At 27.2% G+C, this 10,382-nt stretch carries 11 protein-coding genes; 10 read left to right on the top strand and 1 reads right to left on the bottom strand.

Features of this window, described 5'->3' with window-relative positions:
* The 4 genes from ALEK_RS02480 (at position 1) to ALEK_RS02495 (ending at position 5,651) form a co-directional block, all read left to right on the top strand.
* Complete coding sequence (locus tag ALEK_RS02480; RefSeq protein WP_071626395.1) at positions 1-1,857, top strand: methyl-accepting chemotaxis protein; 1,857 nt, start codon at positions 1-3, stop codon at positions 1,855-1,857.
* Between the two features lie 21 nt (positions 1,858-1,878).
* Positions 1,879-2,709: a DUF5718 family protein gene (locus tag ALEK_RS02485; protein ID WP_071626394.1), complete on the top strand. Its 831-nt coding sequence runs from the start codon at positions 1,879-1,881 to the stop codon at positions 2,707-2,709.
* A gap of 246 nt (positions 2,710-2,955) precedes the next feature.
* Positions 2,956-3,834, top strand: coding sequence for a sulfurtransferase (locus ALEK_RS02490; RefSeq protein WP_071626393.1), 879 nt, complete (start codon positions 2,956-2,958; stop codon positions 3,832-3,834).
* An 11-nt stretch (positions 3,835-3,845) separates the two neighbouring features.
* Positions 3,846-5,651: a PAS domain S-box protein gene (locus ALEK_RS02495; protein WP_071626392.1), complete on the top strand. Its 1,806-nt coding sequence runs from the start codon at positions 3,846-3,848 to the stop codon at positions 5,649-5,651.
* Here the strand turns inward: ALEK_RS02495 and ALEK_RS02500 are convergent.
* Positions 5,648-6,385, bottom strand: coding sequence for a DUF1223 domain-containing protein (locus tag ALEK_RS02500; RefSeq protein ID WP_071626391.1), 738 nt, complete (start codon positions 6,383-6,385; stop codon positions 5,648-5,650). The genes ALEK_RS02495 and ALEK_RS02500 overlap by 4 nt on opposite strands.
* Positions 6,386-6,494: 109 nt before the next feature.
* Here ALEK_RS02500 and ALEK_RS02505 point away from each other — a divergent pair, with 109 nt between their 5' ends.
* The 6 genes from ALEK_RS02505 to ALEK_RS02530 are packed head-to-tail and all read left to right on the top strand — an operon-like array spanning position 6,495 to position 10,316.
* Positions 6,495-6,827: a hypothetical protein gene (locus ALEK_RS02505; RefSeq protein WP_071626390.1), complete on the top strand. Its 333-nt coding sequence runs from the start codon at positions 6,495-6,497 to the stop codon at positions 6,825-6,827.
* A 28-nt stretch (positions 6,828-6,855) separates the two neighbouring features.
* Positions 6,856-7,725, top strand: a complete 870-nt coding sequence (locus ALEK_RS02510) for a TraB/GumN family protein (RefSeq protein WP_071626389.1) — start codon at positions 6,856-6,858, stop codon at positions 7,723-7,725.
* 45 nt (positions 7,726-7,770) lie between these two features.
* Positions 7,771-8,397, top strand: a complete 627-nt coding sequence (locus tag ALEK_RS02515; RefSeq protein ID WP_071626388.1) for a type III pantothenate kinase — start codon at positions 7,771-7,773, stop codon at positions 8,395-8,397.
* Entirely contained in the window at positions 8,375-8,983 is a 609-nt protein-coding gene (gene hisG / locus ALEK_RS02520; protein ID WP_071626387.1) for an ATP phosphoribosyltransferase, read from the top strand. Before ALEK_RS02515 ends, hisG begins: the two co-directional genes overlap by 23 nt.
* On the top strand, positions 8,983-9,681 hold the full coding sequence (locus ALEK_RS02525) for a class I SAM-dependent DNA methyltransferase (RefSeq protein WP_071626386.1): 699 nt from the start codon (positions 8,983-8,985) through the stop codon (positions 9,679-9,681). Before hisG ends, ALEK_RS02525 begins: the two co-directional genes overlap by 1 nt.
* 38 nt (positions 9,682-9,719) lie before the next feature.
* A complete protein-coding gene (locus ALEK_RS02530) occupies positions 9,720-10,316 on the top strand; it encodes an FmdE family protein (protein WP_071626385.1) in 597 nt (198 codons plus the stop codon).
* The last annotated feature ends 66 nt before the right edge of the window (positions 10,317-10,382 follow it).

Raw genomic sequence — 10,382 nt, forward strand, 5'->3', positions numbered from 1 at the left:
ATGTTAAGTATTAAAGATTTAGAAATTGCTAAGAAAGTTTTAATAGCTCCAATTATTGCTGTAATTTTTTTAATTGCATTAGCTTTATTCTCAAATGATTCTTTAAAGTCAAATAAAAGTACTTTAAAAGAAATTGTAGAAGTTAAATTTGAGTTATATGAGACTAGTAGTGAATTTTTGACTAATATGAAACAATACAATACTACTTTATACAAAGTTTTTAACTATGTAACAGGGGCTTATGATGAGCCTGAAATAAATGCAGAAATTAAAATTTTATTAGAGATTCAAAAACAAGTTAATAATGATTTGAAAAAATTAAAAAAACAAGTTGTTTTAGATGAGAAAATTAAAAAAAGTATTAAAGAAATTGAAGTAAATTTAAAAGATTATGATACTCAAATTAGCGATGCTATGAATGATGTTATGAATATTTATTTAGATAAGGTTTTAGAAACGGGATATCCCTTTGATACAATTAGTAAAGAGCTAAAAACTATTACAAAATATGCATCTGCTGAGAATAATAAAAGTTATGAAAGTGCTTTGTTAAATATTGATAATACTTTAAATACTTTATATTTAATTATTGCAATTGTTGTGGCTTTATTATTTTTCATAATTATTGTTGTAACAAACTCAATTAAAAAACCACTAATTATTTTTCAAGAGGGTTTATTAGAGTTCTTTCAATATTTAAATCAAGAGAAAAAAGAAGTAAATTTAATCGACTTGCACTCAAAAGATGAATTAGGTGTAATGGCAAAAATCATAAATGAAAATATTGAAAAAACAAAAGAAGGTATTGAAAAAGATAGGGTATTAGTTGACAGTGCAATTGAATGTGCAAATGAAGCTAAAAAAGGTTTTTTAAATGTGAAGATTGAAGGTGATACTTCTAATCCTACATTAAATGAATTAAAAAATGTAATAAATGAAATGATGAATGTAATTGAAGAAAATATAAATAATGCTATGAATGTTTTATCAATGTATTCAAAATATGATTATAGACAAAAAATTGAAACAAGTAATATTCAAGGTGACTTTAAAGCTTTAAGTGAAGATATAAATGGTTTAGGTGAAGCTATTACATCAATGTTAGTTGAGAATAAAGAAATTGGTTTATTATTATCTTCAAATGCAAATAATTTATCTAAAAACGTAGATACTTTATCTGCTTCTGCAAATAGTCAAGCAGCTTCACTTGAAGAAACAGCAGCAGCTATTGAAGAGATAACTTCTAGAATGCAAGGTAGTTCAAAAAATATTGTTCAAATGACTTCATATGCTAAAGAGGTATCAAGTTCTGTATCTCAAGGTGAAGAGCTAGCTTCAAAAACAGCTTCTTCTATGGATGAAATAAATGAACAAACAAATGCAATTGCTGAAGCAATTACCGTTATTGATCAAATTGCTTTCCAGACAAATATACTTTCACTAAATGCAGCAGTAGAAGCAGCAACAGCAGGAGAGGCAGGTAAAGGTTTTGCTGTAGTTGCACAAGAGGTTAGGAATTTAGCTTCAAGAAGCGCTGAAGCTGCTAAAGAAATAAAAGAATTAGTTGAGAATGCAACACAAAAAACAAATGATGGTAAAAAGATTTCTAATGAAATGATAAATGGTTATGAAAGGTTAAATACTAATATTCATAATACTTTGTCTTTAATAGATGAAATATCAAATTCATCAAAAGAACAATTCTCATCTATGGAGCAAATAAACGATACTGTAAATAAATTAGATCAAGTTACTCAAGAAAATGCTGTTACTTCAGAAGAAGCAAATAAAGTAGCTAAAGAAGTTAATTCTATTGCAGAAAAAGTTGTATCAAATACCAATGATAAAGAATTTTAGAGAAAGATACTAGGAGTATTTATGTTAATAGAAGATTTAAAAAACTATTTAGGATTTGCAGTAGCTGGAAACTTTGCAGGTCACTTAGGAGAAGCTGGGGAAGCAGATGAATTTTCAGTAATTAAAACTGAAGAAAAAGATGCTCCAAAAGGTCTATTTCCTTTTTATATTAAAGGACATGATTCTTTTTTATCTACCTATCCTATTTGTGATGAAGTGATTCTAACTCATGGTAGAGAAGATGACAAAATACAAGCAGAGCCAGAAGTAGCATTATTGTGTGATTTTGTATATGAAGAAGGAAAAGTTATAGATATTATTCCCAAGTTTTTCTCTGCTTTTAATGATTGCTCACTAAGAGTTCAAGATGGTAAGAAACTAAGTACAAAAAAGAACTGGGGATCTAATACAAAAGGTATCTCAAGTGATTTGATTGAAATTGATAGTTTTACAGAAAAAGGCATTTTAGATACTTACCATCTTTCTTCTTTTATTAAAAGAGATGGGGTTTTACATAATTATGGAACTATTTCTGCTGTTAAATCATATTCTTATTTTTTCACTCAATTAAAAGATTGGATGATTAACAAGTTTAATACTCAAGAGGATTGTGGACCATTAGAAGAGATTAGCCAATTTATGACAAATGCAAAAGAGGCTAAAGGAATGTTAATAGCATCAGGTGCTACAGCATATAGTGAGTTTGGAAAAAGAAACTATTTAAAAAAAGGTGATGAACTTTTTATATATGTTTATAATGCAAGAGTTCACAGTCATCAAGACATAATAAATAACATTGATTCTAGTGAAAAACTAAAGGAGTGTTCAAAGTTATATCAAATAGTTAAATAATAAAACTCTAATATTTATAGTAGAGAGCAGGTATACTGAAGTTACCACTCATATACCCTGTCTCCTTGAACAACACTTGTGTATTGTATACCTGTTCCCTAGTGTAAATAAAAATAGTAATCTTTTTTTCCATCTTAATTATTGTATAAATTACAAAATAATAATTTAATTACCTTATAATAAACATGTTCTTTTAATTAATTTATGGTAATCTTTAGTATTCAAATTTTTACTTTGGAGCTTTAAATGAACAATCCTAAGTCTTTTCTTTTAAAAATTTTGTTTTCAACTATTGTTTTAATATCTACACTAAATGCACAAAAAACTGAAATTCCAGCTATTGTTACTCTTGATTGGTTAGAAAAAAATATAGAAAATCCTAATCTTTCTATTATAGATTTACGACCTAAGGAAGAGTATTCTAAATCTCATATTAGAAATGCAGTGAATGTTCCTGGACTTAAAAATCTTTTTGATGATAAGTTTTTTATGCCTAAACTTGACTTTTTAAAAGAATTATTTTCTAAATCTGGAATTAATAGTGAAAGTTTAGTCCTTGCTTATGATAATGGGGAGTTTATTTGGGCGGCAAGATTTTATTGGATTTTAGAGACATTAGGTCATAAGAATGTAGGTATTTTAAAAGTAGGTTTTAATAAGTCTTTAGAGAAAAGTATTCCCTTATCTAATATTGAGTACATACCTAAAAGAAAAGAATTTGTACCAAGAGTAGATAATGAAAAGGTTCAAACAAAACTAAGTACCTTATTAGCAATTGGTAAGAAAACTATTATTGATGGAAGAAAAAAATCTCATTATACAGGTAAAGAATCCTTTGCTTCAAGATTTGGACATATACCTACAGCAGAAAACTATGCTTGTACTCAAAACTATCAAGTAACAGCCAATGGAAATAGTATTAAAAATATCGATAAATTAAAAGAATTATATAAAGATATTCCAAGAGATAAAGAGATAATTCTTTATTGTGATGGTGGTGCTGAAGCTGCTTTAAATTATGTTGTATTACAAGAGTTAGGTTTTAAAGCTTCAATTTATGATGGTTCATGGTTAGAGTGGGGGAATGACTCTGCTTTACCAATAGATAATCCATCCAAAAAGTAGGTAGATGATTTTTGCATTATAAAGGTTCAATAAAAAAACGATTAATTATTATCATTATGCTAATTGCATCTTTAACTGGATTAATATCTTATGGAAGCTTTGTATATTGGTATATGCAAAATCAACATGAAAGAGCAATGAACTTAGCTCATACAGTAGGTTTAGTATTAGGTCAGGACTTTGCTAAACTTATATTACTTAATGAAGTATCAGCTGCTGCGGATATTACTTCCCAACTAAAATCCTTTTCTACTTTGAATTCTATGGTTTTATACAAACTAGATAAAAAAGCAATTTTTCAATATAACAAAGAAAATGAAAGTTTTAAAGTTGAAGTTTTGCCTTTAAAACCTTTGGAAAAATCAGAGGTGAAAAACAATACTTTAAAATTGTATATTAATGCCAGTTATAAAGATACTAAATTAGGTTATGCCCAGTTAAACTTTCAAATAGATACAATTGTAGATGTAATAAAAAGAGATATTGAAGTCTTAGTATTAATATTTGCTTTTATTCTTTTTATCTCTTATTTCTTAGCTATTTATTATGCAAAAAGGTTTACAAAACCAATTTTAAATTTAGTATCTTTTTTAGAAAAGATTGAACACTCAGAGTCATTAAATAAAAGAATTACAACAAATGAACAAAATGAGTTTGGAAAACTTTATGATGAAGCTAATACTATGTTAGAAAGAATTAGTTCTTCCCATGAAGCTTCAAAATTAGCAGCTGTTGCTTTTGAAACACAAAGTGGAATGATAATTACCGATAAGAATAGAAAGATACTTCAAGTTAATAAAGCTTTTACCACAATTACTGGATATGAACCCTATGAAGTTATATCCAAAACACCAAGTGTTTTAAAGTCTGGACTTCATACACAAGAGTTTTATGATGAAATGTTTGATAATTTAGATAAACAAAAGTTTTGGATGGGTGAGATTAGTAATTTACATAAAAATGGTAGTTTAGTAAATGAAAATCTTACAATACAAGCAGTATTAAATGAAAGTGATGAGGTTATATATTATGTGGCTTCATTTATTGATATAACTTTACAAAAAAGAGTACAAGAGAAGTTAGAAGAGAAAGATAGAATGTTAGTTCATCAGTCAAAAATGGCTGCTATGGGTGAAATGATTGGTAATATTGCCCATCAATGGAGACAACCTTTATCTGTAGTCTCAATAATAACTTCAGGAATGATTGTAAAAAAAGATTTAAATATAACGAATGAAGAAGATGATAGAAAAGAGTTAAAAAAAATAGGGGATACAGTTACTTATTTATCTGAGACTATTGACGATTTTAAAAACTTCTTTAAACCTGACAAAGAAAAAAAGATTTTTAATGTAAAAGATTGTTATAAAAAGACAATGAACTTAGTAGATTCAAGACTAGACTCTTTAAGTATAGAAGTTATTGAAAACTTACATGATGTGCAGTTAAATTGTTTGGAGAATGAGCTAAAGCAAGTAATTATGAATTTATTAAACAATTCAAAAGATGCCTTAGAGCAAAGAGATGATCATAGACGATTAATATTTATTGATATTTATGAAGAAAATGATAATGCAATATTTTTTATTAAAGATACAGGAGGTGGAATACCCTCTAATGTAATAAACAATATATTTAAACCATATTTCTCAACAAAAGATAAAGACCAAGGTACGGGAATTGGTCTATATATGTCCATTGAAATGGTTGAAAAACATATGAATGGACAACTATTAGTTGAAAATGAAAGTTTTACTTATGATAGTGTTTTCTATAAAGGTGCTTGTTTTAAAATAATTATTCCTCAAAATCTTTAATTTATATATCCACCTACAGCTTGGAGTTGATTGTAGTTCTCATCACTTATCCATACTACTAAAGCATACTTTTTATTTGGCTCTTTTTTTAATTGGTATAGTTTATTTTTAAAATCTAAGTTGTGATTTTTTATTGCAGCATACTTTTGAATATGTTTTAACACTACAAAGTCATGTTCTAAAACTCTAGATTTATTCTCACCTCTTTTAATATCAATATTATAATCAAAACCTAATATAGCCATATTTACTAAAACTTTTTTATTTTTGATATTTTTATTATTGTATTTAACTTCTAAGTTTTTATTTTTACTAAGTTTTGCTTCTAGATTTCCAGCATAACTATTTTGTAGTCTTGGAAAAGGTTGCCCATTAAACCATTGTCTGTACTCTTTTGTATCAACTATAAATTGTGGTGTATAAACTGAGTTCTTTTTCCAAACTTTTGAAGAGTAGTTTCTTTGTCTATTGTCATTTAAACTATTAGCAAATATATCTTTCCAACCAATAAAATCCCAATAAGTTACATGAAAGGCTAAGGGAATAAAAGTCTTAAATAAACCATCTTTATTTTTTAATTGGCTTAACCACTTATCAGCAGGAGGACAAGATGAACAACCTTGGGAAGTGTATAACTCTATTAGTGTGACTTTTTTATCACCTGATTTTAATATTGTTTCATTTGCAAATAAAATATTGCTAAATAATATAAATATTAGTAGAACTATCTTCATTTTAATTCCTTTATGAATAATGACAATTGTAGATGATTAATGTTTACTTCGTATGTATTAGCCCAAAAAGATTTAATTAGATATAATTCCTTTTTTATAAAGGAAAATTTTGAAAGAATTAACAGGTTATTTCACAAATAAAAATGTGATTTTTAAAGAGATTAAAAAAACTGAACCAAAAGAATTAGGTTCTAGAAAGAAAATAGAAATATATACGGCAACTTCTGTAAAAAGTGAATATTACGCAATATTTGTTTTAGATGGTAAGAGTAGATTTTTAAGAAAAAATGCAAATGACTTAATGGCAATGTGTGAGAGTTTAGCTTCCCTAGTTGATCATAATTTCAAGAAAAAAGAGCTTCTTATTTCATCTCCTTTATGTTCAAAAGCAAAAGCATATTTAAAAGAAAATTCATGGAATGTTAGAGTAGATTATAAATAATCTTAATTAAAATTTTATAAGGTTTAAAATGAAAAAATTCAAAATACATGTACTGATTTTATTAAGTTTTTTAACTGTAGGTTTATATGCAGATGCTCCGGTATGGAAAGTTAGCAAAAACTCAAACCATATTTATATAGCAGGAACTATGCATATTTTATCAAGGGCTGATTATCCCTTGAAACATGAATTTTCTCAAGCTTTTGTAAACTCTGATGATATTGTATTTGAGGCTGATTTATCAGAAGGTGAGAGTCCAGAGTTTCAGAGCTATATTCGAGAAAAAAGTGTTTATTCAAATGGCAAAAATATAAAAGATTTTTTAAGTAAAGAAACCTATGATTCTTTGTCAAAATATTTAAAATCAAAAAATATGCCCTTAGGTATATTAAATATGAAACCAGGATTTATACTAAGTACTATTAGTATAAATCTTTATTCAGAAGCAGGTTTTAATGTATCTGGAGTTGATGCTTTTATGGAACATCAAGCTAGGAAGAGAAATAAAGATAGAATTTATTTAGAAACACTAAAAGATCAAATAGAGTTTATTTCGAATATGGGTATAGGAAATGAAGAGAGTTTCATAAAATATACTTTAGCTGAAATAGATAAATCTTCTGTTCAAATTCCTTTAGTACATAAAGCATGGAAGAATGGAGATACGAAAATATTAGAAAAATATATGAATGAGTTTAAAACTATTTTCCCCAAAGCCTATGATATTATGATTGCTAAAAGAAATAATAAGTGGATAGGAAAAATAGAAAAAATGTTTGATTCAAAAGATATTGAGTATGTACTTGTAGGTTTTGCTCATTTAGCTGGAGAAGATAGTATTTTGAAAAAACTAAAAGCTTTAGGATATGAAATACAAAGAGTAAAAGTCACTCATTAAAGAGTTAATTAGTTATAATCCTAAAAAAACTTTAGGATTAGCTAATTGATTTTATGTGATATTGGAAATACTACATTTCATTTTTTAATTGGAAAGAAACATAAAAAGTATTCAATAAAAGATGAAATACCAACTTTTAAAGAACAGATTGTTTACGTATCTGTGAATAAAAAAGCTACAAAAGAACTATTAAAAACAAACCCTAGTGCAAAAAACATAAAAAAATATTTAGAGTTTGAAACACAATATGTAGGTCATGGAATAGATAGAGCAGTTGCTTGTGTATTTCAAGAAAATGCTGTAATAGTGGATGCTGGAAGTGCTATTACTGTAGATATTATGAGAAATTCTAAACATAAAGGTGGATTTATTTTACCAGGGTTTAGAGCATTTTCTAAAACTTACCCAAAAATTTCCAAAAAACTAAAGTTTGATTTTGAAAAAAATGTAAATTTAGATAAAATACCGCTTCAAACAAAAGATGCCATACAATACGCCATGCTAAAATCTATCATTTTACCAATCAAAGAAGTAAGCAAAAATAAGAATATTATATTTACAGGTGGAGATGGAAAGTTATTAAGTGGGTACTTTGAAAATAGTGTATATAAAAAAGATTTGATATTTGAGAACATGAAAAGGATAATTGATGCTAACAATTGCGTTACCTAAGGGAAGAATTGCTAAAGAAACTCTTGCTAAGTTTGAGAAAGCTTTTGGAGAAGAGTTTGTATTTGAAGATAGAAAACTAATTTTAGAAAAATCTGGATTTAGATTTTTAAATGTTAGAAACCAAGATGTACCAACTTATGTTATGCATGGAGCTGCTGATTTAGGTGTTGTAGGACTTGATGTACTTGAAGAAAAAGAGTACGATTTAATCAAACTACTTGACTTAGAACTTGGACGATGTAAAGTTGCTTTTGGATTAAGAGCTGGCGAAGAGTTAGACTTAACAAAAAGTAAAATTACAGTTGCTACTAAACATGAAAAAATTGCAAAAAGATATTTTGAAGAAAAAGCAATGGCTGTTGATATTATTAAACTTTATGGTTCTATTGAATTAGCACCTTTAGTTAATCTTTCTGATTGTATTGTTGATATTGTTGAAACAGGTGAAACAATGAAACAAAATGGCTTAGAAGTAGGTCCTACAATTATGGAAAGTTCAGCGTATTTAATTGCTAATAAAAATGCATTTTATGCTAAAAAAGATGTAATCTTAGATTTAAAAGAAAAGATAGAAGCTACTTTATAATGGGATTAGATTTATATTCAAAAGTTGAACCATTCTTAGACTTTGAAGATGAAGTTTATTTATTACACAAACAGTTTATGGAGTTTGTAATGGTAAATGAACTTGATAACATCATTGATATTGGATGTGGTCAAGGATATTTTTTAGAGAATCTTAAAATCAATGGTAAAACTGCTTTTGGTACTGATTTAAGTGTTGAGCAAATTAAGGTTTGTAAAGCAAAAGGGTTAGATGCTAAAGCAATACCATTAAATGAAGTAAAAGAGAAATATGATTGTGCTACAGCTATTTTTGATGTACTTAATTATATGGATAAAAACTATTTAGAAACTTTTATCAAAGAAACTAATCTTGTTTTAAATCAAGGCGGATACTTCGTATTTGATGTAAACTCGCACTTTGGTTTTGATAATATTGCTCAAGGGTGTATTACAATAGATTTAAAAGATAAATTTATTGCAATTGATGCACTTTTTGAAGATAATAAACTACAAACAGATATTACACTATTTAATAAGCAAAAAAGCAATCTGTACTCACGTGAGAGTGACTCTATTATTCAAGAGTATCATTCAAAAGAGTACCTTTCTAAACTATTAGAAAACAATGGATTTAAAATCCAAGAAATAAGAGAATTTAACTTGCATTCCGAAGATGATGCAGATAAATATATCTTTATTTGTAAAAAAATAAACTAACACAAAGTTTTTATACTTTGTGTAAACAAGGTATAAAAATGACTTACCCAGAATTTTTCAAAAATATAGAAACAATAAAATTACAAGATGATTTATCATTATTTTTAGGTGCATTTGAAGATGGAATAATTGAATTTTCTTATTTAGATGTTGTTAAAACAGCAGGTCACTCATGTCCTACTGTTTTAGGAGCTTATTTAATGACTCTAGAAGCACTAAAAGCTTTATATCCAGATGATATAGCTAAACGTGGAGAAATCCTTGTAGAGTTTAGTGAGAGGCAAAGTGAGGGTGTTGCTGGAGTTATTGCAAATGTAATTACTAATATTACAGGGGCTTGTACTAATAATGGCTTCAAAGGAATTGCTGGAAATTTTGATAGAAATTATCTTTTAAAATTTGAACAAGAACTAAATGGAGCTAGTGCTAGATTTACTAGAAAAGATTCAAAACAAAGTGTAGATGTAATATATAATCCAAGCTCAATACAATTTCATCCATCTATGCAAGCATTGATGCAAAAATGTGTTCAAGGAAATGCAAGTAGTGAAGAAAGAGTTGAATTTGGTAAGCTTTGGCAGCAAAGAGTAGAAGACATTTCTAATAATATAAATGACGTTATAAAAATATCTTAAAATAACAAATTTCTTTCTTTTATTGTACTATCGTACAATATAAAAAATCATTTTATCAGCTATTAT

This window comes from Poseidonibacter lekithochrous (assembly GCF_013283835.1).
Taxonomy (GTDB): Bacteria; Campylobacterota; Campylobacteria; order Campylobacterales; family Arcobacteraceae; genus Poseidonibacter; species Poseidonibacter lekithochrous.

Coding starts and splice junctions, on each gene's coding strand:
- hisG (WP_071626387.1), top strand. CDS start 8,375: ATGCTAACAATTGCGTTACCTAAGGGAAGAATTGCTAAAGAAACTCTT.
- ALEK_RS02500 (WP_071626391.1), bottom strand. CDS start 6,385: ATGAAGATAGTTCTACTAATATTTATATTATTTAGCAATATTTTATTT.
- ALEK_RS02510 (WP_071626389.1), top strand. CDS start 6,856: ATGAAAAAATTCAAAATACATGTACTGATTTTATTAAGTTTTTTAACT.
- ALEK_RS02480 (WP_071626395.1), top strand. CDS start 1: ATGTTAAGTATTAAAGATTTAGAAATTGCTAAGAAAGTTTTAATAGCT.
- ALEK_RS02525 (WP_071626386.1), top strand. CDS start 8,983: ATGGGATTAGATTTATATTCAAAAGTTGAACCATTCTTAGACTTTGAA.
- ALEK_RS02485 (WP_071626394.1), top strand. CDS start 1,879: ATGTTAATAGAAGATTTAAAAAACTATTTAGGATTTGCAGTAGCTGGA.
- ALEK_RS02490 (WP_071626393.1), top strand. CDS start 2,956: ATGAACAATCCTAAGTCTTTTCTTTTAAAAATTTTGTTTTCAACTATT.
- ALEK_RS02530 (WP_071626385.1), top strand. CDS start 9,720: ATGACTTACCCAGAATTTTTCAAAAATATAGAAACAATAAAATTACAA.